General features: G+C 63.8%; 25 protein-coding genes, 1 tRNA gene and 1 riboswitch. Of the genes, 19 read left to right on the top strand and 7 right to left on the bottom strand.

All coding sequences use genetic code 11. The features are described from left to right. Positions 1-104: 104 nt before the first annotated feature. The 3 genes from M2427_RS17900 (at position 105) to M2427_RS17910 (ending at position 1964) form a co-directional block, all read left to right on the top strand. Positions 105-557, top strand: a complete 453-nt coding sequence (locus M2427_RS17900; RefSeq protein ID WP_280707812.1) for a mobile mystery protein A — start codon at positions 105-107, stop codon at positions 555-557. Beyond that, on the top strand, positions 554-1138 hold the full coding sequence (locus M2427_RS17905) for a mobile mystery protein B (RefSeq protein ID WP_280707814.1): 585 nt from the start codon (positions 554-556) through the stop codon (positions 1136-1138). Before M2427_RS17900 ends, M2427_RS17905 begins: the two co-directional genes overlap by 4 nt. Positions 1139-1721: 583 nt before the next feature. Further along, positions 1722-1964, top strand: a complete 243-nt coding sequence (locus M2427_RS17910) for a hypothetical protein (protein ID WP_280707815.1) — start codon at positions 1722-1724, stop codon at positions 1962-1964. 50 nt (positions 1965-2014) lie between these two features. Here the strand turns inward: M2427_RS17910 and M2427_RS17915 are convergent, their stop codons facing one another. Continuing rightward, positions 2015-3361, bottom strand: coding sequence for a hypothetical protein (locus M2427_RS17915; RefSeq protein ID WP_280707816.1), 1347 nt, complete (start codon positions 3359-3361; stop codon positions 2015-2017). Between the two features lie 229 nt (positions 3362-3590). Next, a tRNA-Gln gene (locus tag M2427_RS17920) sits at positions 3591-3665 on the bottom strand. Between the two features lie 230 nt (positions 3666-3895). Here M2427_RS17920 and M2427_RS17925 point away from each other — a divergent pair. Then, positions 3896-5674 carry an acyl-CoA dehydrogenase gene (locus M2427_RS17925; protein WP_280707818.1) on the top strand — a complete coding sequence of 593 codons (1779 nt, stop codon included), beginning with the start codon at positions 3896-3898 and terminating at the stop codon, positions 5672-5674. 141 nt (positions 5675-5815) lie between these two features. Here the strand turns inward: M2427_RS17925 and M2427_RS17930 are convergent, their stop codons facing one another. Then, positions 5816-7081 carry an MFS transporter gene (locus tag M2427_RS17930; protein WP_280708042.1) on the bottom strand — a complete coding sequence of 422 codons (1266 nt, stop codon included), beginning with the start codon at positions 7079-7081 and terminating at the stop codon, positions 5816-5818. 200 nt (positions 7082-7281) lie between these two features. On the opposite strand from M2427_RS17930, the gene M2427_RS17935 reads away from it, so the two are divergent. The 9 genes from M2427_RS17935 to M2427_RS17975 all read left to right on the top strand — a co-directional run bounded on the left by M2427_RS17935 (position 7282) and on the right by M2427_RS17975 (position 17449). After that, positions 7282-8040: an enoyl-CoA hydratase-related protein gene (locus tag M2427_RS17935; RefSeq protein ID WP_280707819.1), complete on the top strand. Its 759-nt coding sequence runs from the start codon at positions 7282-7284 to the stop codon at positions 8038-8040. Positions 8041-8098: 58 nt separating this feature from the next. Continuing rightward, positions 8099-9757: a bifunctional metallophosphatase/5'-nucleotidase gene (locus M2427_RS17940; protein ID WP_280707820.1), complete on the top strand. Its 1659-nt coding sequence runs from the start codon at positions 8099-8101 to the stop codon at positions 9755-9757. Positions 9758-9889: 132 nt separating this feature from the next. Continuing rightward, entirely contained in the window at positions 9890-10819 is a 930-nt protein-coding gene (locus M2427_RS17945) for a histone deacetylase family protein (RefSeq protein WP_280707821.1), read from the top strand. 73 nt (positions 10820-10892) lie between these two features. Then, positions 10893-11144, top strand: coding sequence for an exodeoxyribonuclease VII small subunit (locus M2427_RS17950; RefSeq protein WP_254129599.1), 252 nt, complete (start codon positions 10893-10895; stop codon positions 11142-11144). 593 nt (positions 11145-11737) lie between these two features. Further along, the gene (gene dxs / locus M2427_RS17955; protein ID WP_280707823.1) at positions 11738-13666 is read left to right on the top strand and encodes a 1-deoxy-D-xylulose-5-phosphate synthase; all 1929 of its coding nucleotides are present in this window, start codon (positions 11738-11740) and stop codon (positions 13664-13666) included. 38 nt (positions 13667-13704) lie between these two features. Beyond that, complete coding sequence (locus M2427_RS17960; protein ID WP_280707824.1) at positions 13705-14259, top strand: nucleoside 2-deoxyribosyltransferase; 555 nt, start codon at positions 13705-13707, stop codon at positions 14257-14259. A gap of 24 nt (positions 14260-14283) precedes the next feature. Continuing rightward, positions 14284-15018, top strand: coding sequence for a TlyA family RNA methyltransferase (locus tag M2427_RS17965; RefSeq protein ID WP_280708043.1), 735 nt, complete (start codon positions 14284-14286; stop codon positions 15016-15018). Further along, positions 15011-16258 carry a methyltransferase gene (locus tag M2427_RS17970; RefSeq protein ID WP_280707826.1) on the top strand — a complete coding sequence of 416 codons (1248 nt, stop codon included), beginning with the start codon at positions 15011-15013 and terminating at the stop codon, positions 16256-16258. The genes M2427_RS17965 and M2427_RS17970 overlap by 8 nt, the downstream gene beginning before the upstream one ends. A gap of 111 nt (positions 16259-16369) precedes the next feature. Further along, entirely contained in the window at positions 16370-17449 is a 1080-nt protein-coding gene (locus M2427_RS17975; protein WP_280707827.1) for a Tat pathway signal protein, read from the top strand. On the opposite strand, the gene M2427_RS17980 is transcribed toward M2427_RS17975, so the two are convergent. Beyond that, positions 17446-18003: a hypothetical protein gene (locus M2427_RS17980; RefSeq protein ID WP_280707829.1), complete on the bottom strand. Its 558-nt coding sequence runs from the start codon at positions 18001-18003 to the stop codon at positions 17446-17448. The genes M2427_RS17975 and M2427_RS17980 overlap by 4 nt on opposite strands. A 243-nt stretch (positions 18004-18246) precedes the next feature. Here M2427_RS17980 and M2427_RS17985 point away from each other — a divergent pair, with 243 nt between their 5' ends. Beyond that, the gene (locus M2427_RS17985; RefSeq protein ID WP_280707830.1) at positions 18247-19305 is read left to right on the top strand and encodes a class I SAM-dependent methyltransferase; all 1059 of its coding nucleotides are present in this window, start codon (positions 18247-18249) and stop codon (positions 19303-19305) included. On the opposite strand, the gene M2427_RS17990 is transcribed toward M2427_RS17985, so the two are convergent. Further along, a complete protein-coding gene (locus tag M2427_RS17990) occupies positions 19306-19941 on the bottom strand; it encodes a hypothetical protein (protein ID WP_280707831.1) in 636 nt (211 codons plus the stop codon). A 160-nt stretch (positions 19942-20101) separates the two neighbouring features. Beyond that, a complete protein-coding gene (locus M2427_RS17995; protein ID WP_280707832.1) occupies positions 20102-20974 on the bottom strand; it encodes a DUF1194 domain-containing protein in 873 nt (290 codons plus the stop codon). 227 nt (positions 20975-21201) lie between these two features. Next, a riboswitch (Fluoride riboswitch) is annotated at positions 21202-21280 on the top strand. An 89-nt stretch (positions 21281-21369) separates the two neighbouring features. Here M2427_RS17995 and M2427_RS18000 point away from each other — a divergent pair. The 5 genes from M2427_RS18000 to clpS are packed head-to-tail and all read left to right on the top strand — an operon-like array spanning position 21370 to position 24113. Then, positions 21370-22581: an MFS transporter gene (locus M2427_RS18000; protein WP_280707833.1), complete on the top strand. Its 1212-nt coding sequence runs from the start codon at positions 21370-21372 to the stop codon at positions 22579-22581. A 16-nt stretch (positions 22582-22597) separates the two neighbouring features. After that, a complete protein-coding gene (gene crcB, locus M2427_RS18005; protein ID WP_280707834.1) occupies positions 22598-22987 on the top strand; it encodes a fluoride efflux transporter CrcB in 390 nt (129 codons plus the stop codon). 6 nt (positions 22988-22993) lie between these two features. Beyond that, entirely contained in the window at positions 22994-23419 is a 426-nt protein-coding gene (gene crcB / locus M2427_RS18010; RefSeq protein ID WP_280707835.1) for a fluoride efflux transporter CrcB, read from the top strand. Positions 23420-23421: 2 nt separating this feature from the next. Next, complete coding sequence (locus tag M2427_RS18015) at positions 23422-23763, top strand: DUF190 domain-containing protein (protein ID WP_280707836.1); 342 nt, start codon at positions 23422-23424, stop codon at positions 23761-23763. A 44-nt stretch (positions 23764-23807) separates the two neighbouring features. After that, positions 23808-24113 carry an ATP-dependent Clp protease adapter ClpS gene (gene clpS / locus M2427_RS18020; protein WP_097659647.1) on the top strand — a complete coding sequence of 102 codons (306 nt, stop codon included), beginning with the start codon at positions 23808-23810 and terminating at the stop codon, positions 24111-24113. Positions 24114-24117: 4 nt separating this feature from the next. Here clpS and M2427_RS18025 read toward each other — a convergent pair whose 3' ends face one another. Further along, positions 24118-25068 carry a LysR family transcriptional regulator gene (locus tag M2427_RS18025; RefSeq protein WP_280707838.1) on the bottom strand — a complete coding sequence of 317 codons (951 nt, stop codon included), beginning with the start codon at positions 25066-25068 and terminating at the stop codon, positions 24118-24120. Positions 25069-25144: the final 76 nt, after the last annotated feature.

The raw sequence follows: 25144 nt of genomic DNA on the forward strand, positions 1-25144 counted from the left end.
GGAAGCGCGCGCCAATCCAATAAGCTATATGTAATAATATCCGCATTTATCAATAAGATATACCTTATAGATTCATTCACAGATAATATGCTATACCTTATCGCATGAAGGACGCCATCCGCCATCTCGACAAGCGCTTTTCAAGCTTGCGCTCGCTCGCGAAGCTCCAACGCCCGCCAAGGGGTTGGCTTCGGGCGATCCGCGACGCCCTGGGTATGACCACGGCCCAATATGGGAAGCGGCTGGGCGTTTCGCAGCCCCGCATCGTGGAACTGGAAAAATCTGAGCAGGACGGCAGTGTCACCCTCAAGACGTTGCAACGGGCGGCGGAAGTCCTCGGCTGCCGCCTGGTCTACGTGCTCGTGCCGGAACAGCCATTGGCTGAAGTCGTGACCGAGCGGGCCAAGCTCGTCGCCGAACGCCAGTCGAAGGCAGTCGAGCACACGATGCGGCTGGAAGACCAGGCTGTGAAGGACACGAGGGCCGCCCGCGCGCTTCGCGAGCAGGCGATCGAAGATTTGCTGAAGCGCCCCGCGCGCCTCTGGGATGAAGAATGACCGATCTTCACGCTGCCGACGATCATGCGACTCCACTGACGCAGGCGGAAAAGGAAGATCTCATTCCAACCCATATCACCCTGCGCAGCGAGCTGAATGAACTCGAACAGCAGAATATCGCAACCGGAAATCGGTGGGCGTCTAGCCGTCGCCACGTCGTGACCCGCGAGAGCTTTCTTAAAAGCCTGCACCGCCGCATGTTCGAACGTGTCTGGCGCTGGGCTGGAAAATACCGGACAACAGAACGCAACCTTGGCGTCGCTCCTCATTTGATCGAGGTCTCGCTTCGTCAGGTGCTCGACGACGCACGATACTGGGTCGAGCACACATCCTATCTGCCCGATGAACTGGCGGTGCGCTTCCATCACCGGCTGGTCTCGGTGCACCCCTTTCCAAACGGAAACGGCCGCTGGTCCCGTTTGGCGGCCGACGTTCTGATCACGCAACTCGGCAGCAAGCGTTTCACCTGGGGTGGTGCGGATCTTCGTGCCGCTGGCACGGCTCGCGACACCTACATCGCCGCACTCAAGGCCGCGGACAATCACGATTTCGCGCCACTCATCGCGTTCGCGCGATCCTAATTGGTATCACGGCCGAAGCTCGGGTAACCGATTCACACTATCCCGCGACCACACCCCCATCAGAGATCTTCTCGATCGGCCGCACGGTAACTCCCCCCGGTAGAAAAGGCGCGGCATCGCAGAGGAAATTTTCTCCAGACTAAAACCCAGGCTAAACGGAAATCTTAGTCTGGGGTTGTGTCAGGCCGCTCTCGATATCCAAGATATATTAAGGTGACAGATGGCGCGCCGGAACGATTCGAACGTCCGACCCTCGGATTCGTAGTCAGTCGGCGGCTCGCGCAGGCGGAGTTGAGCTCAACGACATTCAGAGCAACCCACCTATATGCACGACTTAGCCGCCGATTCAACGACCTCAGCATTAACTTGTTCACCTCGGGTCAGCCCTCTGCGACCGTGATGGGTCGCCCGAGCTTATTCCTAGATTAGCCGTGAGAGAGATTTTCGCCTCCAACAGGAACGGCGTTGGTTGTGTCCGATGGACCCACATCGACGGGTTCAGCGAGAATTTCATCCGCTACATCCGGGAGATCGAAGCCCGCGACTGATGATAGCTGGAGCGCCGATGAAGAGGAGACGGGCCATGACGGGAATGCACAAGGCGCAACGAGAGGTGCCAGCGCCAACGCAGCGGCTGTTCCTGACACGCCGGGAGGCTGCCATCGAATTGCGGATGTCGTTGGCAAAACTGGACCGCGTGATCGCGCGCGGCGAACTGAAGGCAAAGAAGCACGGACACTCGGTGGTAGTGATGGCGAGCGAGATCAGGCGCTATATCGAGCAATGGCCCGACGTACAACCGCGCGCCGTTCGTGGCGCGCGGTGAAGACTAATTTTCAGCTAGGAGCCTTCCGTCGCGTCCCCAACGCCGCATATTCAGGCGACCGCCTTGAGCTGCGGCCTCGGCCGCGCAAGGTGGCGCTCCCATGCATTCATGATGCCCATGCGGGGCTTCCAGAGCCGATTGCGCCGGTAGGCGCGCTTGACCTTGTCGCCCGGATTGTGTGCCATGCAGTAGCCGATGGCATCGGGATTGAACTTCATGGTTTCGCCGTCGTCCTGCAGCTCATTTTCCGCCCAGGTCTGGAAGGTGGCGCGCATGCCGTGCGGCGTCGCGTTCTTCTTCAGCGTATCCACGAGCAGATCGCGCATGGTGTTTTCCGAGATCGGCTGCTCGAACGGATTTTTGAGCTGACTGGCATCGCCGGGCCACAACAGCCCGACCGGCTGGCCGGGGAAGGTTTCTTGCAGGTACGCAATCTGCTCCTTGAGCACGGCGACGAGACGCGGCACCATCGGCAGGATGAACGAATGGCCGTCGTCATCGACCTTCATCAGGTCGTTCGGCACCGTCCATTTCGGTCCCGGCCGCAACGGATCGTCAGCACCGCCTTCCAGATCGAGATGGTCGATGTGCAGATAGCGCACCGCATTGGTGCGCAGGTTGGAGAGGATCAGCGCTTCAAGCGCGCGTGCCGACTGGCTCTTGATGGCGCGCAGCTCGACCATGAACTCAGGCATCTTCTCTCCGTTGAGCGCTTTCATGGGTCCGCGAATCCGCCCGCGCTTTTTGACGGGCTTGCCGAGCACCGCGACGATAGCCTCAACGCTTGCCGGATCGCCCATGGGACGCAGTTCTTCCCTCGCCGCCGCCTTCAAGACGCGGGCAACCAGCGCACGCACTTCCTCGGCCATCGCCGGCTTGGCGTCCCAGATCGGACGCATGACATCGAGCACCTCGGGCGTGCCGATTTTCTCAATCGGCAGGTTGTTGATCGCCGTGCAATAGATCGGAATGATCCGCTTCATGCCTGCGGCATCCTTGGCGTTCTTGCGCTTGTCAGCCCACCCTGCGACGACTTTCGTGCCATAGCTTTCGAAGGTCGGGCCGGTCTTGCGGCGGCCCACGCCTTTGGTGGCCTCAGGATAGATGCCCTGCTTGATGTCGTCCTGCAGTTTGAGATGCGCGGCGAGCGCGGCGCTGTAAGAGAAATCCTCGACGCTGCCGAGTGGCGTGAGCTTGGGCTGGCGCTTCTGGCTCTCCTTCAGCATGTGCTTGGGCTTCTCCCACTGCGAATAGAACAGACGCGAGTTGCCGGTCACGAGCAGTTTGAAGCTCCGATGGTGTTCATCGGTATAGAGCTTCTGCTTGCGCTTGCCTTTCTCGTCCGGCCCACCGTCCGGCAGAGAGTGAAGATTCTTGGCGTTGAAAAACTTGGTCATAATTTCGGAGCTTCCCAAGTTCGATTGGGCGTAATGCCCAGTCACCCTTCGAGGGATTATCTAGTTTGATTCCGGTTTTAATTCAAGGCGACCCGAGGCGGGTGATGAGAGATGCGGACGCAAGACATGATTTGAGGAGAAAACCCAATAACTAACAACGCCTTGTCGTTAAGGGCGCGATGCGAGGGAAGGAAATGGGAGGAGGATTGAGGAGGCTTGATAATACCGGTGGCTGGGGCGGGAGGGATCGAACCTCCGAATGGCGGAATCAAAATCCGCTGCCTTACCGCTTGGCTACGCCCCATCAGGCGACACGGGGAACGGCGGACAAACAGGTGCCCGCAGATTCCCTCCGGTCGCAGCCGGTCTATAGGGTGCGGCGCGGCATTTCAACCGCCTGGAGGGGCAAAATACCGCTGGGCCGGGCCTTTATAGGCCGGGACAAAGCCCCGGTGCGGTGCCGTATCGCGGCCATTGAGACCTCGGCCGTTTCGTGGGAATACGGCGGCAAACCTGTCCTCCGGGAGTGAGCCCATGACCTACCGCGCGCCGATCTCTGACATGTTGCTGTCGCTCAACCATGGCGCCGGGCTGAAGGCCGCCGTGGAAGCCGGCCATTACGGCGATTTCGACAGCGATATCGTTGCCGCCGTGTTGGAAGAGGCCGGCAAGTTCGCGACCGACGTGCTGGCGCCGCTCAATAAAGTGGGCGACGAGCACGGCATCAAGCTCGATGCCGGCAAGGTCACGACCGCGCCCGGCTGGCCCGACGCCTACAAGCGCTGGACCGACGGCGGCTGGAACGCGGTGTCTGGCCCCGAGGATTTCGGCGGCCAGGGCCTGCCGCTGGCGATCAACGCCGCCTGCACCGAGATCTGGAGCGCCGCCAACGTCGCCTTCGGCCTCTGTCCGCTGCTGACGGCATCCGCGATCGAGGCGCTCGAGGCGCATGGCAGCGACGAGCTGAAGAAGATCTATCTGGAGAAGCTCGTCACCGGCGAATGGACCGGCACGATGCAGCTCACCGAGCCGCAAGCCGGCTCCGATGTCGGCGCGCTGCGCACGCGCGCCGAGAAGCAGGCCGACGGCACCTATCGCATCAAGGGGACGAAGATCTTCATCACCTATGGCGAGCACGACATGACCGACAACATCGTTCATTTCGTACTGGCGCGCCTGCCCGATGCGCCCGCCGGCACCAAGGGGATCTCGCTGTTCCTGGTGCCGAAGTTCATGGTCAACGCCGACGGCTCGCTCGGCGCGCGCAACGATATCTTTGCCAGCGGCGTCGAGCACAAGCTTGGCATGCATGCTTCGCCGACCTGCACCATGACCATGGGTGACCAAGGCGGCGCCATCGGCTTTTTGATCGGCGAAGAGAACCAGGGCATGCGCTGCATGTTCACGATGATGAACCAGGCCCGCCTCGGCGTCGGCCTCGAAGGCGTCGGCGTTGCCGATCGCGCCTACCAGCTGGCGCTTGGCTACGCGCAGGAGCGCAAGCAGGGCCGCGCCGTCGGCAAGACGGGCGACGGGTCGGACGCGATCTTCGTTCATCCCGACGTCAAGCGCATGCTGATGCGGATGCGGGCGCAGACCGCCGCCGCGCGCACCATCTGCTACGCGACCGCGGTCGCGCTCGACGTCTCCCTGCGCGCCAAGGACCCCAAGGTCCGCGCTGAAGCCGCCGCGCGCGCGGCGCTGCTGACGCCGATGGCGAAGGGCTATTCCACCGATATCGGCAACGAGGTCGCCTATCTCGGCGTGCAGGTACATGGCGGCATGGGCTTCATCGAGGAGACCGGCGCGGCGCAGCACTATCGCGATGCGCGCATCACTGCGATCTATGAGGGCACCAACGGCATCCAGGCGATCGATCTCGTAACGCGCAAGCTCGCGGCAAACGGCGGCGCGTCGGTGTGGGCGCTGCTCGACGAACTCTCCGCCACCGTGAAGCAGGTCGAAGCCTCCAACGATCCCGCGTTCGGCACCACCGGCGTGAAACTGCGCGAGGCGCTGGAAGCGCTGACGCGCACCAGCAAGTGGCTGCTGGAACGCGTCACCTCCGCTCCGAACGAGGCGCTCGCGGGAGCTACACCTTATCTGCAGCAGTTCGGCTCCACGCTCGGCGGCTGCATGCTCGCCTCCGAAGCGCTCGCGGCGAAGGCCGACGGCAACAGCGACGCATCGCGCTACGTCGCGCTGGCGCGCTTCTTCGCCGAGAACATCACTGTGCAGGCCGGCGCACTCGAGCGCACGGTGACGGAGAGTGCGGCGTCGGTCGCGGCGGCGGATGCGGTGCTGCTGGGGTAAGGGTGCATCAGTAGCAACGTAGGGTGGGTTAGCCCTGCAGATGCGCGTAGCGCATCTGCTCGGCGTATCCCACCACTTTGATATCCGCGGAAACAGAAGTGGTGGGTTACGCCAGCGGACTACGCTTTGCGTAGCCGCGGGCTAACCCACCCTACGATCTTGACCAGGCGTCAGATCTTGCGAGACGGCTGCGCGTCTCCCCGGCCGCCACAGCACGATGCCGGCCGCAACGACATCGAGCACGACGCACATCGCAAACGCCATCGTGTAATTGCCGCTCGCGCTGTGCACGAAGCCGACGATGCCGGGGCCGAACGCGCTGACGATGCCGCTGATCGACGTCCCCAGCCCCATCGCTGCCGCGAACGCCGTGCTGCCGATCTCGCGCTGGATGATCAAGGGCGGGAACGTGATCATGTTGCCGATCGAAAAGCCGTAGACGGCGCAGCACATCAGCAGCACGATCGGGCTCTGGCTTTGCAGGAGCACGAGTAGCGCCGCCGCCTGGCTCATCATCGACGCCGCGCAGGCGAGCCGTGGATCGAGCCGGTCGACGAACAGGCCGAGCGTCAGCCGGCCGACCACCGCCATCGTAGCCATGATGGTGACCGCGAGGCCGGCACTGGCCCGGCCGGTCAGTGGTTCGAGAAACGCGACCTGGTGGATGATGAAGCCCATCTGCGCGAGCAGCGCGATCGCGATTGGCAGCACCATGGTCCAGAACGATGCATTGGCCAGCAGCGCCCGGCGCGAATGACGCGCAACCTTCCGACCATCGGAGGCTGGTGCCGCTGCATTCGACGACGCACTGACCGACCATGAGGTGAAGACGACAACCACCGGCAACACCAGCACCACCATCACCATGGTCGCCGCCAGCATGGCCGAGCGGAAGCCGATGTTGGCGCTCAGTGCCAGCAGCAGCGGAACAAGAATAATGCCGCCGCAGGTGGCGCCGTTGAAGGCGAGACTGAGCGCGAGCCCCCGTCGTCGTTCGAACCAGATGTTCAGCACGGTCGCGATCACCACCGAGCCCATTCCGGTCCAGCCGACCGACATCAGCGCATAGGCGAGGTAGAGCTGCCACGGCGACTGCATCATCCCCAGCAGCGCGGTGGACGCACCAAGTGCCGTCAGCCCGCACAGGATCAGCGCCCGCAGACCCATGCGGGCAAGGAGGTCGTCGGTGAAGATGACGAGGACGGCGCTGAGCAGGAACGAGAAGGTGCTGGCCGAGGAGACCAGCGCGCCGGGCCAGCCATGGGCGCGCTGGAGCTCGGCGAGATAGACGCCCTGGCCGTAGAGGCCAAAGCCGAACATGAAAAAAGCCATCAGGAAGCAGGCCAGCACGACACGCCAGCCGCGATAATGCAGCGAGGATTCATCAACACCCGTTGCGGCAATCAGCGATCGCATGTTGGCTTAATGAACGAGACGGTTGATCGTGCCGCACAACCCTCGGTTTTTCAAATGAAACATTGTAGCCGATTGTTGCAATGCGCAAAATGTCGCAGAATGGATGAGCTACAGGATTGGCACGCCTGCCGGATCATGTAGGCTGAGAGTCGCAGGGCTCGCGACCGGCAGGCGCGGCGCAGGGAGTACTCATGCCGAACGGTAACATCATCGTCACGGAGGAGCGCGCCACGCGCGTCATCACCCTGCGCCGTCCGGGCAAGAAGAACGCGATCACGCAGGACATGTATCGCGAGATGAGCCGCGCGATCGACACCGCGCAGAACAATCCCGATATCCGCTGCATGATCATCACCGGCGGCTCCGGCGTGTTCACGGCCGGCGACGACATCGCCGATTTCATGAAAGCCGACCCGTCGCGCCCCGAGACGTTGTCGGACGGCGCCAAGTTTCTTTACTCGCTCGCGCTCAACGTCAAGCCGATCATCGCGGCCGTCGACGGCGCCTCGATCGGCATGGGCACGGTGATGTTGTTTCACTGCGACTATGTGCTCGCCTCGAGCGCGGCGACCTTCTCGGCGCCCTACATCAATCTCGGGCTCGTTCCGGTGGGCGCTGCCAGCCTGTTGATGCCGAGCACCATGGGCTACCAGCGCGCCTTCGCCATGCTGGTGATGGGCCGCACTTTCACCGCCGACGAGGCCCAGGCCGCCGGCTTCGTCAACACCGTGGTTTCGCCCGGACATACCGAGGTCGAGGCCCGCAAGGTGGCGCGAGACATCTGCAAGCTGCCGGCCGAGGCGGTCGCCACCTCGCGCAAGCTGCTGCGTACCCCGCCGGAAGAGCTCACCCGCCGCATCGACCAGGAAGGCCATCTGTTCGGCGAGCGGCTGAAATCGGACGAAGCCGTTGCGGCATTCAAGGCGTTTGCGAACCGGAAGAAGAGGTAGGGTCCTCTTCGGCGAGAACTTTCGTGAAATCTTCGCGCGGAACTATTAATCTGGTTCCATGCGATACCAATTCATCCTTGCCACGCTCTCCCTCGCGCTTTGCGCCCTCCCCGCATCCGCCCAGCCCGCGGCGCCTGTCGAGCTGCGCATTCTCGCGATCAACGATTTCCACGGCAATCTTCGTCCACCGCCGGGCGGCATCCGCATCAATGACCCCGAAGACAAGACCAAAAAGGTGATGGTGAACGCCGGAGGCGCCGAGTACATGGCGACGCTGGTGAAGCAGCTGAGCGCGGGGCACAAGAACACGATCTTCGTCGCCGCCGGCGATCTGATCGGGGCGAGCCCGTTCCTGTCGGCGATGTTTCATGACGAGCCCTCGGTCGAATCGCTCTCGATGATGGGGCTCGCGATCACCTCGGTCGGCAATCACGAATTCGACGAGGGCAAGACCGAGCTGCTCAGGATGCAATATGGCGGCTGCCATCCCGAGGATGGGTGCCAGGGTCCGCACCCCTTCGCCGGCGCCAAATTCCATTATCTCGCGGCGTCCACCGTCGAGACCGCGACCGGCAAGAGCGTGCTGCCGCCCTACGAGATCCGCGAGTTCGAGGGCATCCCTGTCGCCTTCATCGGGCTGACCTTGAAGGAGACCGCCGGCATTGTCTCGCCCAAAGGCATCTCGGGACTGGAATTTCGCGATGAGGCCGAGACGGTGAATGCGCTGGTGCCGCAGCTCAAAGCTGAGGGCATCGAGGCGATCGTGGTGCTGATTCACCAGGGCGGAGAGCCCTCAGGCGACTACAATGAATGCCCGGCCATTACCGGGCCGATCGTCGACATCGTGAAAAAATTCGATCGCGCCGTCGACGTCGTCGTCAGTGGCCACACCCATCGGGCCTATGTCTGCGACATCGATGGACGGCTCGTCACCAGCGGCGACAAATACGGCACGCTGGTGACCGCGATCGACCTCAAGCTCGATCCCGCAACCCGCGACATCGTCGGAGCAAAGGCCGAGAACGTCATCGTCGCCAACGCCTCTCTGGCGAAAGATCCCGAGCAAACGGCGCTGATCGACGCCTATGACAGGCTCGCCGCGCCGATCGCCAACCGGCCGGCCGGATCGGTGACGCAGACGCTGTCGCGCGTTCCGAACGAGGCCGGCGAAAGCGCGCTCGGCGACGTCATCGCCGATGCGCAGCTCGCCGCGACCAGCGACGCCAGGGATGGCAGCGCTGTCATCGCACTCACCAATCCCGGCGGCATCCGCACCGACATCATGCCGCAGGCGAACGGCGCCGTGACCTACGGCGACATCTTCGCAAGCCAGCCGTTTCGCAACCGCCTCGTCACCATGACGCTGTCAGGCAGCCAGCTCAAGGACATGCTGGAGCAGCAATGGCTCGACCCGAAGCGGCCGCGGATCCTGCAAGTCTCGAACGGGTTCAGCTACAGCTGGGATGCATCAAAGCCATTCGGCGAACGCGTGATGGCGGACAAGATGACGCTGAACGGCAAGCCGGTCGAGCCGGCCACCGGCTACCGCGTCACCCTCAACGACTACCTCGCGGTCGGCGGTGACGGTTTTACGATCGCGACACGGGGCGCATCCCCGCAATATGGCGGCTATGACGCCGACGCGCTGTTTGCCTTTTTCAAGGCACACGGGCCGATCGGGCCGTTGCCGCCGACCCGCATCCTGCGCGTGAATTGATCCGGATCAAACGGGCCATTTCGGACGGCCCTTTGCCATTCCCGAGGGAACGCCTAGATTGTGTTTTGCATTGCGTTTTGGCGCCGGATGCGCCAAGCGACGTCGAGAGTTCGTTCCCTGTGAGGCCGCCTGATGAGCACGCTTCTCCTTTCCCACAAGGCCTGCCTCGACCACGTCACGCCGCCCGGACACCCCGAGCACCCGGACCGCCTGCGTGCGGTGGAGGAAGCACTGTCGGTTGAGCGCTTCCAGTTCCTGGCACGCGACCTGGCGCCTGAGGGCGATCTCGATCTCGTCACGCTGTGCCACAATGAGCATTACGTCACGGAGCTGCGCCACATCGCGCCGACCAGCGGCCAGGTCTATCTCGACGGCGACACCTCGATGTCCCCCGGCACGTGGGAAGCGGTGATGCGCGGCGTCGGCGGCGCGGTGGCGGCGACCGAAGCGGTGATGAATGGTGAGCATCGCAACGCCTTCGTCGCGGTGCGCCCGCCCGGCCATCACGCCGAGATCGGCAAGCCGATGGGCTTCTGCTTCTTCGACAATGTCGCGATCGCCGCGCGCCACGCGCAGCGCAAATACGGCATCAAGCGCGCGGCCATCGTCGACTTCGACGTCCATCATGGCAACGGCACGCAGGATATCTTCTGGTCGGATCCGACCGTGATGTACTGCTCGACGCATCAGATGCCGCTGTTTCCGGGCACCGGTGCCACGGGCGAGCGCGGCGATCACGACACCATCGTCAATGCGCCGCTCGCCTCGGAAGACGGCGGACCCGAATTTCGCAGCGCGTTCGAGAATTTGATTCTGCCGCGCCTGACCGAATTCAGCCCCGAACTGCTCATCATCTCCGCGGGCTTCGACGCGCATTACCGTGATCCGCTGGCCTCGCTGAACCTGCGCGCGGAGGATTATGCCTGGGTGACGCGCAAGCTGATGGATCTCGCCGACAAGTCCGCCGGCGGCCGCGTTGTTTCTGTGCTCGAAGGCGGCTACGACCTGCAAGGACTGAAAGAATCTGTTACGGCGCATGTCGGCGCCCTGATGGGCGCTTGATCGACCCGCCACATTAAGCCCGCAAAACTCTGCTGTTTTGCAAGACACCAGAATCGGGCAATCGGAAACGGATATGGCCGAAAATACCCAAGTCGACGTCTCCAGGCTCACCTTCGAGCGCGCGATCGAGGAACTCGAAACGATCGTGAAGCGGCTCGAGGACGGCAAGGTGCCGCTCGAGGAATCCGTTACGATCTACGAGCGCGGCGAAGCCCTGAAGCGCCGCTGCGAGGAGCTTTTGCGCCAGGCCGAGGCCCGCGTCGACAAGATCACCACCGATGCCAGCGGCCAGGCCGTCGGCACCGCGCCGCTCGACGTGCAGTAAGGGCTCGCGCGGTCTTTCGTCCCGGGCCCCCGGCCGCCTGCAGTTCTTCGAGATCGCACGCCCCCTGTCCTGGTCCCGTGTCTGGCCCATGCCTGGCGGCGCCCGGAGCCTTTCCTGACGAATTGCCCTCGTTTATCCCCGGCGATTCCCGCCAAAAACGCTGTCCTTCCCCCAAAAAATCCTGCCAAGGAACCGGGCAGCATTGGAACCTCCCCGCCGGCGCCGCGATTAACCAAATTGGCCCGCCGGTTGCACCTGCATACCCGTAATCGGTCGGGCGGGTTGGCTTTGCCCCAAGCTTTGGTGTAAAGCTGCGCGCTGTGTGGCTTTTTGTTAGCCTTGACGTGGGGACCAATTTTCAACGTCAAGCGCTTCAAATTGCTAATGAAATTGGCTGGGACGGACGAAGCCGATCTTCGTGACAGGGGTCACAGAGACTGAACCGGAGCGCACTTACGCTCACCTAAGCTTGAACAGGGGGCCTTGCCCCATGCAGCTGGCTCCGACGGTTTGAGGACTCGCGCTGCGCCGACATTGTGCAAACCCATCGTGCACCGGAATGACCTTCCGGCGCTGAAAAATTGGAAATCGCTGTGAACGCATACAGTAAAACGCCGCTTCTCGACACCATCCGGACGCCGGACGACCTGCGCAAGCTCAAGATCGAGCAGGTTCGCCAGGTCGCCGACGAGCTGCGTCAGGAGACCATTGATGCCGTCTCGGTGACCGGCGGTCACTTCGGCGCGGGCCTCGGCGTGGTCGAGCTCACCACCGCGATCCACTACGTTTTCGACACGCCGCGCGACCGGCTGATCTGGGACGTCGGCCATCAGGCCTACCCGCACAAGATCCTCACCGGACGCCGCGACCGCATCCGCACGCTGCGCACCGGCGGTGGCCTGTCCGGCTTCACCAAGCGCAGCGAGAGCGATTACGATCCGTTCGGCGCCGCGCATTCCTCGACCTCGATCTCCGCAGGCCTCGGCATGGCCGTCGCCCGCGACCTCGCCGGCGGCAAGAACAACGTTATCGCAGTGATCGGTGACGGCGCGATGTCGGCAGGCATGGCCTATGAGGCGATGAACAATGCCGGCGCCATGAACTCGCGCCTGATCGTCATCCTCAACGACAACGACATGTCGATCGCGCCGCCGGTCGGCGCCATGAGCGCGTATCTGTCGCGGCTCTACTCCGGCAAGACCTACCGCACGCTGCGCGAGGCGGCCAAGCAGATCAACAAGCGCCTGCCCAAGATCCTCGCCAACCGCGCCAACCGCGTCGAGGAATATTCGCGCGGCTTCATGATGGACGGCGGTACGCTGTTCGAGGAGCTCGGCTTCTATTACGTCGGCCCGATCGACGGCCATAACCTCGACCATTTGCTGCCCGTGCTGAAGAACGTGCGCGACATGGAGACCGGCCCGATCCTGGTCCACGTCGTGACGCAGAAGGGCAAGGGCTACGGCCCGGCGGAAGCCTCGGCCGACAAGTATCACGCCGTCGTCAAGTTCGACGTCGCCACCGGCACGCAGGCGAAGGCCAAGCCGAACGCCCCGGCCTACCAGAACGTGTTCGGCCAGAGCCTCGTCAAGGAAGCGCAGAAGGACGACAAGATCGTCGCCATCACCGCGGCGATGCCGTCCGGCACCGGCGTCGACATCTTCAACAAGGCGTTCCCCGACCGCACCTTCGACGTGGGTATCGCCGAGCAGCACGCGGTGACCTTCGCCGCCGGCCTTGCGACCGAAGGCTACAAGCCGTTCTGCGCGATCTACTCGACCTTCCTGCAGCGCGGCTACGACCAGATCGTCCACGACGTCGCGATCCAGAGCCTGCCGGTGCGCTTCGCGATCGACCGCGCCGGTCTCGTCGGCGCCGACGGCGCGACCCATGCCGGCTCGTTCGACAACGCCTATCTCGGCTGCTTGCCGAACATGGTGATCATGGCGGCCGCCGACGAAGCCGAGCTCGTGCATATGGTGGCGACCCAGGTTGCGATCGACGACCGTCCGAGCTCGCTGCGCTATCCGCGCGGCGAAGGCCGCGGCATCGAGATGCCCGAAATCGGCGTTCCCCTCGAGATCGGCAAGGGCCGCATGATCCGCCAGGGCAACAAGATCGCCCTGCTCTCGTTCGGCACGCGTCTGGCCGAATGCGAGAAGGCGGCCGACGAGCTCGCCGCCCATGGCCTCTCGACCTCGATTGCGGATGCCCGCTTCATGAAGCCGCTCGATACCGAGCTGGTGCTGAAGCTTGCCCGCGACCACGACGTGCTGATCACGGTCGAGGAAGGCTCGGTCGGCGGCTTCGGCTCGCATGTCGCGCAGTTCCTGACCGATCAGGGCGTGCTCGACACCGGCATGGTCAAGTTCCGCTCGATGGTGCTGCCCGACGTGTTCCAGGACCACGACACGCCCGCGGCGATGTACGCCCGCGCCGGTCTCGACGCCAAGGGCATCGTCGCCAAGGTGTTCGAAGCGCTCGGCAAGGACGTCAAGACCGAGACGGTCAAGCTGGCCTGAGGGCGAGCTTCGACCTTCCGCGAAGCAGCACGACTCTCATGAAAATCTATCTGGCAGGTCCCGACGTGTTCCTGCCGGATGCGGTTGAGATCGGCCGGCAGAAGACCGCGACTTGTGCGGCTCATGGGCTCACCGGCCTCTATCCTCTCGACAACGTCATCGACCTCAGCGCGCCCGATGCGTCGCGGCAGATCTTTTGCGGCAACGAGGCCATGATGGACGAGGCCGATGCCATCATCGCCAATCTCACCCCGTTCCGGGGCGCAGGCGCCGATCCCGGCACCGTCTACGAGCTCGGCTACATGGCCGGCCGGCGCAAGTTTTGCCTGGCCTATTCCAACGATCCCGCCACCTATGCCGATCGCCTCAGTCGCTTCATGACCGTCACCACCGAGGACGGCCGGCTGGTCGATGCGCAGGGGCTGACGGTCGAGGATTTTGGCCTCGTCGACAACCTCATGATGATCCACGCGCTGGAGCTGCATGGCGGCCCGCTGGTCACACCGGCAAAGCAGCCCATCGACGTCTGGCGCGATCTTACCGCGTTCGAGGCTTGCGTCCGGATGGCGGCTGCGCGATTGATCGCTACATAAGCGCGAATTCATTCCGGAGCGATGATGTCCCCTGCCCGCAAGCGCGCGGATGTTCTGCTGGTCGAGCGCGGCCTGTTCGAGAGCCGGGCGCGGGCGCGCGCCGCGATCGAGGCCGGGCTCGTCACGGCTGATAACAAGCAGGTCGCAAAGCCGTCGGAGACGATCGCCGAGGACGCGGTGATCCAGGCCGAGCCGGCGCACCCCTATGTTTCGCGCGGCGGCGTCAAGCTGGCCGGCGCGCTCGAGCGTTATCCGATCGAGATCGAGGATCATGTCTGCCTCGACGTCGGCGCCTCCACCGGCGGCTTCACCGAGGTGCTGCTGGCCAATGGCGCGAGCCTCGTCTTCGCCATCGATGTCGGCACCAGCCAGCTGCATGCCTCGCTGCGCGGTCATCCAAAAATCGTGTCGATGGAGGAGACCGACATCCGCAGCTATGAGGGCAAGCGGCTGCCGGCGCGGCCCGATGTCGTCGTCATCGACGTCAGCTTCATCTCGCTGAAGACGGTGCTGCCTGTCGCGCTGTCACTCGCCGCCGCGCCGATGAGCCTGCTGGCGCTGATCAAGCCGCAATTTGAGGCTGACAGGAAGCACAACAAGAAGGGCATCATCCGCGATGCCGCCATGCATCAGGAGATCTGCGACGACATCGCCGCCTTCGCGGCTTCGCTCGGCTGCACCGACATCGAAGTGTTTCCCTCCTCGATTGCGGGCGGCGACGGCAACATCGAATTCTTCCTGGGCGCGCGCCGTGGTTGAACGCGTCACGATCGATCATGTCGGCCATCGCGGCGACGGCGTCTCCCTCACGACAGGCGATGCGGTCTATGTGCCCTACACGCTCGGCGGCGAGACCGTCGAGGTCGACCATGTCGCAGGCCACCACCCCGACCGCCGCAAGCTGCTGGCCGTCGATATCGCAAGCCCCGAGCGGATCGCGCCGTTCTGTCCGCATTTCGGCATCTGCGGTGGCTGCGCGATCCAGCACTGGGCGACCGAGCCGTATCATGTGTGGAAGCGCAACATCGTGGTCGAAACGCTGGCGCAGGCCGGCATCGATTGCGAGGTGGCGCCGCTGGTCGATGCGCATGGCGCCGGGCGACGGCGCGTCACGCTGCACGGCCGCTTCGGCACGCATGACGTGCTCAAGGTCGGCTTCTCCGCGACGAGTTCGCACGACGTGATCCCGATCCACCGCTGTCCGATCCTCGATCCCGCGCTTGAGGGTGCGCTCGATGCCGCGTGGGCGCTCGCCGAGCCGCTGACGTCAAAGATGCCGGTAACGAAACCGCTCGACATCCAGGTCACCGCCACCACCAACGGCCTCGATGTCGATGTGCGCGGCTCCGGCCCGCTGCCGACGCCGCTGGTAACGGCACTGTCGCGGGTCGCCGAGCAGCATCGCCTGGCGCGGCTGACGCGACATGGCGAGCTGGTGCTGCAACGGCTGCCACCGACGGTGAAGATGGGCCGTGCCGAAGTCACGCTGCCGCCGGGCTCGTTCCTGCAGGCAACCGTTGCGGGCGAAGAGACGCTCGCCGCACTCGTCACTGAGCGCATCGGCAAGGCCAAGGAGGTGCTCGACCTCTTCTGCGGCGTCGGCCCATTTGCGCTCAGGCTCGCCGAGAAGGCGCGGGTCACCGCCTATGACAATGATGCCGGCGCGGTCGCCGCGCTGGCAAAGGCCGCACGCACGCCGGGGCTGAAGCCGATCAGGTGCGAGCCGCGCGACCTGTTTCGCCGTCCGCTGGTGCCGCCGGAGCTGCGCGACTTCGATGTCGTCGTGTTCGATCCACCGCGCCAGGGCGCCCAGGCGCAGGCGCTGAAGCTCGCGGCAAGCAAGGTGCCTGTGGTGATCGCAGTCTCCTGCAACGTCGCGACGTTCGCTCGCGACGCGCGGCTGCTCATCGATGGCGGTTACAAGATCGACGCGGTCGTTCCCGTCGACCAGTTTCGCCACACGCCGCATGTCGAGATCGTCGCACGGTTTACGCGCTAGGCGGCGATTTCGGATCGAGCCGGCACGGTCGAACCTTGATTCTGCTCAATCGCCCTGTGCTTCTCTGGCGCTAAAAAACGTCCTCTGGGTGGGAAGGCGGAGCGGACGCTTGTGGTTGATCGACGACAGTTCATCGGGGCCGCACTCGGGCTTTCTGCTGTCGCCGTCGGCGGCCTCCCCGCCGGTGCGGCAAGCTTGACCTACGACGAAGCCGTCAAGGCGTCACGCGCCCCGCTGGGGGCCGCGTCGCGAGACCGCGAGCTCGTGCGTTTTGCGACACTTGCAGCCAACAGCCACAACACGCAGCCCTGGATTTTTGCCGCCCACGGCAACGAGATCACGATTGCGCCCGACTTCAAGCGCCGCTGTCCGGCCGTCGACCCCGACGATCATCATCTCTTCATCAGTCTCGGATGCGCCGCCGAAAACCTCAGCCTGGCGGCATCCGCGCTGGGCTGGCGCGCCAACTCAGTGTTCGACGGCAACCAGATCGTGATCGCGCTCGAGGAAGCCCCGCCGGCAGAATCGGCGCTGACCGGTGCCATTCCGGTCAGGCAATGTACGCGTGCGGTGTTCGACGGCAGGCAGGCCGCACCTGACATCGTGCGTCAGCTCGAGACCGCCTGTCGCGAACCTGGTGTCGCCGCGATCCTGATGACCGAACGTATCGCAATCAAGAAGGTGACCGACTATGTGCTCGAAGGCAATTCGGCACAAATGCGCGACCAGGCCTTCATGCGCGAGCTCGTGAGCTGGATGCGCTTCAATGAGACCGATGCGCTCGCAACGATGGACGGACTGTTCTCGCGTGTCTCGGGAAATCCCTCCCTGCCCGCATGGATCGCCCGGCCGCTGCTGAGGTTCTTCTTCACTGAAGACGGGGAAAACAAAAAATACCGCGATGAACTCGACAGCTCCGCGGGCGTTGTCGTGCTCGCAGCCGATCGCAGCGACAAGACGCACTGGATCGCGGTCGGCCGCGCCTGCCAGCGCTTCGGTTTGCAGGCGACCGCGCTGGGACTCAAATATTCCTTCGTCAACCAACCCGTCGAGGTTGCAGCGCTGCGGCCGCAATTCGCGGCATCACTCGGACTGGGCGAACGGCGCCCCGACATCGTGATGCGCTTCGGAACCGGTCCGGATTTGCCGAGATCGCTGCGGCGTCCTCCGGAACAGGTGATGCAATTCTAGCGTCGCAGCTGGCCGAGCGCCGGCGACTCGCCCGGCAGCATGTCCGACTTGATATCGCTGTCCATGCGACCCGAATTTCGCTGGGTGAATCCGGCGCTGAACGACAGGCTGAGGTTGGAGGTCGGCTTGAATTCGACGCCTCCAAAGGCACCGTAACCAGGTCCGGCTGCGGAGGTGAGCGGCGCAACCGAGCTGCCGATGCCATTGCCGTATTTCAGGGTGTCGAAGCCGGCGAAGAATGTCACCGGCGAGCCGCCGGCGGTCTTCATGTTGTAGCCGAACTGCGTGCTATCGTAGGTGAGCGCGCTGAAATTGCTGGCGGGCCCACTCTGGGTGAAACCGCTCAGACCGAGATTGCCGCGCTGGCTTCCGACGAAAAAGCCGGGACGGAAATCGTAGCCATTGCTGTAGCTCTCGGTGCTGCCGCCATATCCGAAAGCCCCGCCCGGAATCCAATACTGCACGGGCGCGACCTGGGCATGAGCAGGTGCGCCGCTAAGGCAGAGCACTGCGAAGAGAGTTACGAGACAGCAGGAACGAGCAAGGCTGGGCATTCAGGTAACCGTCAGGATGGCGCGCAAATTATACGCCCGGCATCGTGCGAATACCAGCGACCGGATGCCGCCGATCAAATCATCAGGTTCCAGATCGGCTCTTCCTGACGCCTTGAACCTCCTTCGTGGCGAATTGACCCATTGAAAGGACGCGCAAGCTTGGGCCAAAAACGGCCTTGCGCGGTCCCATCACGCGCAATTGCGCAGACCTTTGAAAATGCCCGACATTGGATGGAGGCCGTCATGGAGGTCAATTCCGACAGGTTGAATGCCTTTATGGGCAAGATGGTCACCGAGTTCGGCGCGGCGATGAACGCCTCGCTGGTTCTGTTGGGCGACAAGCTTGGGCTGTACCGTACGCTCGCCGCCAAGGGGCCGATGAACTCGGCCGAGCTCGCGAGCGCCACCGGAACGACGGAACGCTATGTCCGCGAATGGCTGTCGAGCCAGGCAGCATCGGGCTACGTCGAGTATGATTCCGCATCGCGAAGGTTCTCGATGCTCCCAGAGCAGGCGATGGCGCTTGCCGACCAGGACAGTCCCGTCTTCCTCGGCGCGTTCGCCAATGTCATTGCCTCGACCTTCCTTGACGAGCCGAAGATTTCGGACGCATTCAAGTCCGGCAAGGGCGTCGGCTGGAACCGGCGCAGCGAATGCCTGTTCTGCGGCACGGCCCGCTTCTTCCGCACCGGCTACATGCATCACCTGGTGCAGGAATGGCTGCCCGCGCTCGACGGCGTCGTGGACAAGTTGAAGCGCGGCGCCAAGGTCGCCGATGTCGGCTGCGGGCATGGCGTCTCGACGCGGCTGATGGCGGAAGCCTTCCCGAACTCGCGCTTCTACGGCTTCGACTATCATGAGGGCTCGATCGAGGCGGCACGAAAGGCCGCAAGCGAGGCCAGACTTGGCGACCGCGTCAGCTTCGCGGTTCACTCGGCCAAGACCTATCCGGCCGAGGGCTACGATCTGGTCTGCTTCTTCGATTGCCTGCACGATATGGGTGATCCCGTCGGCGCCATCAGCCATGTGCGCGAGACCATGGCGAAGGACGGCACCTGCATGCTGGTCGAGCCATTCGCCGGCGACCGCCTCGAGGACAATCTCAACCCGGTCGGGCGCGTCTATTACGCAGCGTCGACCATGATCTGCACGCCGGCCTCGCTCGATCAGGAGGTGGGCCTCGCACTCGGCGCGCAAGCCGGCGAGGCAAGGCTGCGCAAGGTCGCCAGCGAAGGCGGCCTGTCACGCTTCCGCCGCGCCGCCGAAACGCCGTTCAACCTGATCCTGGAGGCGCGGATCTGATTATGCGGTCCGGTCAACCGAGGATGACGAATCCGCCGGCGGATATTTCGTCACCGGCACCATGAATGATTTCGTGCCGACCTGATAAATGATCTTGCCGTTCTGCCCGTCGTCCGTCGCGATCTGCGCCTGGCCGAACATGATGACGTTCTTGTAGACGATGCCGGTGCCCTGGCGGGTGATGCCGTCGGTGGTGACGCTGACCTGCGCCTCATTGCCGTTGACAGCGAGCACCTTGAAGCTCGCGCTCTTGCCGTTGTCGCTGGAATAGCCGCCCCAGCTTCCCATCAAGCGGCTGTCGGAGGCCGGCGGCGCCTGCTTCTCGAGATTTGCAGTCTGCCTGCCGCTGCCCCCAAACGAGAACAGGAGCACCATGTTCTTGCCGTCCTTGGTGCCGACCGTGACCCCGCCAAAGGTGATAAGCGTGCCCTTGACCTGTGCGAAGCCGCGCTCGGTGTGCCCGTTATGGGTATACTCGACCTGCGCCCGGGCGCCGCGAATGTTCACCACTTTGAAGTCAACCGGCTGGTTGTTGCCCACCCAATTGCCCTTCCAGTCGCCGATCAGGGCGCTCTGGTGGTACAGCCGCTCGTTGGCGGGCGAAATCTGGCTGGTGCTTGGCGCGATAGTGGGCATGAGTGCATGCGATGGACGAGTTCGACGAGCTTGCTGGCCTGCGAGCGGCGGCAGGCAGCATCAGCAACATTCAGAAACAGTTGGATTAGGGGCACGCAGGGGTTAATGGGCGGTTAATTTCAGCCGCTGGCTGCGGCGGCGGATGGCCTCGTCGACCACTTCAGCGGCCCCAGCGATCCGACCAGATCTTCTCGCCGATCAGGCAGCTCACGCGCGGCTCCTTGTCCTTGTCCGCAACGTGCATCACAGTAGGCGTGCGGCCAGCCACCTCCATCAGCAGCTTGGTACGGATCGCCTCCTTGAACTTCTCGCGATCCTTGATCGCGATCACGAAGGAGCCGGGACCGCCGATGACGCAATCCTCGTAATAGAAATCGAGATTGTCGATATCCATCGTCGAATAGGACGGCTCCTTCACCATGATCGGCAGGCCATTGATGACGATGCCTTTCTCCAGCGCGAGATCGCGCGCCACGGTGACCGGACCGCCATTGTTGTTGGGCCCGTCGCCGGAGATATCGATCACGCGGCGAATTCCGTGATAAGGATCCTCGTCGAACAGCGGCATCGCAAATCCGATCGCACCTGAAATCGAGGTGCGTGAGGCGCGCCGGATCGGCGTCTTCAGGATCTCGGCTGCGACCGCATCCGCCGTCTCCGGTCCGTCGATCAGGCGCCAGGGGATGATGATCTTCTGGTCGCTGGATGCGGCCCATTCGAAATAGGTCACCGCGATCCTACCGTTGGGGCCGGCCTTCAGCGCCTGCAAGAACTCCTTGGACTGGATCGCCTGCGCGTAGCCCTCGCGCTGGATCGCGAGCTCGTCCATGTCCATGGAGTAGGAGACATCGACCGCGAGGACCAGCTCGACATCGACCGACTGCGCATCGCCGTCGGCCGCCTGCCGCTGCTGTCGAGACGGTTCGAATTTTGGCGGTTCAAATTTTGGACCTGGTGCCGCGATGCCCGCGACGTCCCCTCCGGCAAGCACGCCGGCCAACAGCACAGCCCCGATCGAGAACAGCATGCGCATCGCAGTCTCCCGTCGTATGACGCGATGGTGACATGCAAACGCCTTGCCGCAAAGCGCGAAGATCGCTTGTGCTTCACATTCAGGTTAGAGATTGGCGCGTCAGGATTTTGCGTGCGCGCAAAGCTGCCGCGCCGCCGCCGCGCTCGCGCCTGACTGGGAGCGCATCGGTGCGATGTGGAGACCGCTCCTCGCCCACTTGCCGGGCGCAATTTCCATGCTAGGCTGACCACATGGATGGGGATGGAGTCCCCCGACAACCGCCCGGCGGTCGCAGGATCGTGGTGGGCTGATGACTCCTGCTCGAGGTGAGGCATTGATGAGCCTCTGCCTTTGGCGGGAGCGTTTCCAAACCCGCCGATGGCGGGTTTTTTGTTGCCTGAAACGAAGGTCAGGACGTGACGACGACAACGCCAAACGCTGCGCGCGCCAAGCTGCCCCGGGGTATCTGGGTGCTCGGCTTCGTCTCCATGCTGATGGACATCTCGTCCGAGATGATCCACGCGCTGCTGCCGGTCTATCTCGTCACCGTGCTCGGCGCGTCCACCCTCACGGTCGGCTTCATCGAGGGCATCGCCGAGGCAACCGCCGCGATCACGAAGATCTTCTCCGGCGCACTGTCCGACTGGCTCGGACGCCGCAAGCTGCTGGCCGCCCTCGGCTATGGGCTGGCTGCGCTGACGAAGCCATTGTTCCCGCTCGCGCCCAGCGTCGGCTGGCTGGTCGCGGCGCGCTTCATCGATCGCGTCGGCAAGGGCATTCGCGGCGCGCCGCGGGATGCGCTGATCGCCGACATCTCACCCGCCGGCCTGCGTGGCGCCAGCTTCGGCCTGCGGCAATCACTCGACACGGTCGGCGCCTTCGTGGGCCCGCTCGCCGCGATCGGCCTGATGTGGTGGACATCCGATCATTTTGCCGCCGTGTTCTGGGTGGCCGTGGTGCCGGCGTTCTTGTCCTTCGGACTGATCGCATTCGCAGTGAACGAACCCGCGCCGGACGCAAGCCGGGAGCCCGCGAAAAACCCGCTCAACACCGCCGCGATGCGGCAGCTCGGGCCGACCTACTGGCGTGTCGTTGCGGTCGGCGTCGTGTTCACGCTGGCGCGTTTCAGCGAGGCCTTCCTGATCCTGCGCGCCCAGAACATCGGCCTCCATGCGATGTGGGTGCCGGCGGTTCTGGTGCTGATGAACATCGTCTACGCGCTCTCGGCCTATCCGGCCGGCGTGCTGTCGGACCGGATCAACCGCACCGCCCTGCTCGCGCTCGGCCTCGTCGTTCTCGCAGGCGCCGACCTCGTCCTCGCGCTGGTTCCTGATCTCCCCGGCCTCGCGCTCGGCGTCGTGCTGTGGGGCCTGCATATGGGGCTGACGCAGGGCTTGCTCTCGGCGCTCGTCGCCGATACGGCACCGCCGGCGCTACGCGGCACTGCATTCGGCTATTTCAACCTGTTCACCGGCCTTGCGATGCTGGCCGCGAGCGTCATCGCCGGCGCGTTGTGGGATGCCTATGGCCCGGTCAGCACGTTCCTTGCCGGACTAGGCTTTGCACTGGCCGCGCTGGTGGGACTGCTTGCCATCGGCAAGGGTCTGGCAATGGAGAACAAGCAATGACGGGGGATCGTTCATCGTGCTGAGCGGATTGATCGCCATCGTGATCGGCAGCGTGCTGGGCGGCTGCGCCCGCTATTTCGTCTCCGGCGCCATCGCGCGGCGGCTGGGCGAGACCTTTCCCTGGGGCACCATGACCATCAACGTCACCGGGGCCTTCCTGATCGGCATCTTCGGCGCGCTGGCGACCCATCCCGGCTCGGTGTTCGCAACGCCCAATCCGTGGCTGTTCGCAGTGACCGGCTTCCTCGGCTGCTACACCACGGTGTCCTCGTTCAGCCTGCAAACGCTGACCCTGGCGCGCAACGGCGAGCCCACGCAAGCACTCGGCAATGTCGTACTCTCCGTCGGACTGTGCCTCGCCGCCGTGAGCTGTGGCTTCCTTCTTACGGACAGTTTTGGGAGCTAGCGGCAAATGAAGACGTCCGCTGCTGACCGCTGGCGTACCGCGATCCTCTATGCCTGGGTTTCCGCCGGCAGCATCGTCGGCGGCCTGACGCGTTATCTGGTCGGGCTCGCTCTCGACACCGGCCCCGGCTTTCCCTTCGCGACACTGTTCATCAACGCCACGGGCTCGCTGATCATCGGCTTCTACGCAACGCTGACCGGGCCCGACGGCCGCGTGCTGGCGCGACCGGAGCACCGGCAGTTCGTCATGACCGGCTTCTGCGGCGGCTACACCACCTTCTCGACCTTCAGCCTCGAGACCTTCCGACTGGTCCACGGCGGCATGAAATATACCGCCCTCGCCTATATCGCGGCCTCGGTCGTCTGCTGGCTGGTGTCGGTCTGGGCAGGGCATATGATGGCGGGCCGCTACAACCGCTTGACCAGGAGTTGACGATGCAAATCCCCAATCAGGCTGTTTCGCTGCGGATCTTCATCGGCGAGAGCGATCATTACGACGGCAAGCCGCTCTATGAAGCTATCGTGCTGGCAGCGCGCGAGCGGCATCTCGCCGGCGCCACCGTGCTGCGCGGTCCCATGGGCTTCGGCAAGTCGAGCCGGCTACACACCGCGAAGATCCTGCGGCTCTCGGAAGACCTGCCGCTGCTGATCGAAATCGTCGACAGCGAGGACAACGTCAACGCATTCCTGCCCATCCTGGATGACATGATGTCGAGCGGCCTGATCACCTTGGAGAAGGTACAGGTCCTCCAATATGGTACGAAGGCCGCGAGCTGATCGCTCCGGCTGGGAACCCGAGCCCGCCGTGTCCAGGAGACGGAATGAACGACACCGTCAGCAAGCCGAAAACCAGGACCAGGACCAAGGTCGAGCGGCCCAAGCTGCACAAGGTCATCCTGATCAACGATGACTACACGCCGCGGGAATTCGTCACGATGATCCTGAAGGCCGAATTCCGCATGACCGAGGATCAGGCCTACAAGGTCATGATCACCGCGCACAAGCTCGGCGCATGCGTCGTCGCCGTGTTCACCAAGGACGTCGCCGAGACCAAGGCCACCCGCGCCACCGACGCCGGCCGCGCCAAGGGTTATCCGCTGCTGTTCACGACCGAGCCGGAGGAATAAGGCGCTAGCCGCGGCGCACCCGTGGTGCCTTGCGCGGGCTGCTTGCGGGACGCTCCCGAACGTGAGTCCAGAATGCCTCTGCCGCCGGTGTCAGTCGCGACCTCGGGCGGAACACCCGGATCTCGATCGGTATCTCCCATTCCCGTCCGCCGGCTTTCACCAGCTCGCCCGATGACAGCTGATCGGCGATCAGGCTTTGCGGAAGCCAGGCCATGCCGCGGCCGGCCTGGACCATGGTGACGAGCAGCTTTGCCAGATGTGACGTGAACGCCGGCTTGAGCTCCGCCTTGAGAGGTGAAGTCGAGCGGACGGTCTCGAGGATCGTTCCCATGCCTGACTCGGAGCGGTAGCTCAGGAATTGCACCGGCGCGGCCGCCGTTCCCGGCAGCCTGAAGCGCGGGGCCTTGCCTGATCTGGAGACCGGCACGGATGCCGGGATCAGGCAATCATCGCCGACATGGGCCGAACGGAATTGCGACGTGGTCAGCTCAGTGACCACGGCCGGATGATGATGGCAAAGCAGGAAATGCACCTCGCCCGCCAGCAGCATGCGCTCGCATGCCTCCATGTGGTTGGCGACGAGCTGCACGTTCGGCACGAAGGACAGCGTCGTTTCGATTCCGCGCAGCCAGTCCGGGAAGAACGTCAGCGACAGCGCGTTGGTCGAGGCGAATTTCAGCGCGTCGGATGAGCCGCGCGCTAGCTCCTGGGCCTCGAGGCGGCCCGCAGACAGGCGGCGGATGATGTCCTCGGCGGTCAGGCGGAACGCATCGCCCGCTTCTGTGAGACTGACGGCATGCGTCGTGCGCTCGAACAGCGCAGCACCCGCCCACACTTCCAGCGCCTTGATCCTGCGGCTCAGCGCCGGTTGCGAGGAATTGCGCTGCTCGGCCGCGCGCGAAAAGCTGCGGGTCGACGCCACCGCGATAAAATCGTGCAGCCAGTTGATCTCCATGGTGTCCGCCCTGCTTATGCAAATCCTGCATAATCATATCATGAGGTGACATTGGATTTCCAGAAGGCCAGCCTGC

It is taken from the genome of Bradyrhizobium sp. BR13661 (assembly GCF_029892425.1).
Lineage (GTDB): Bacteria > Pseudomonadota > Alphaproteobacteria > Rhizobiales > Xanthobacteraceae > Bradyrhizobium.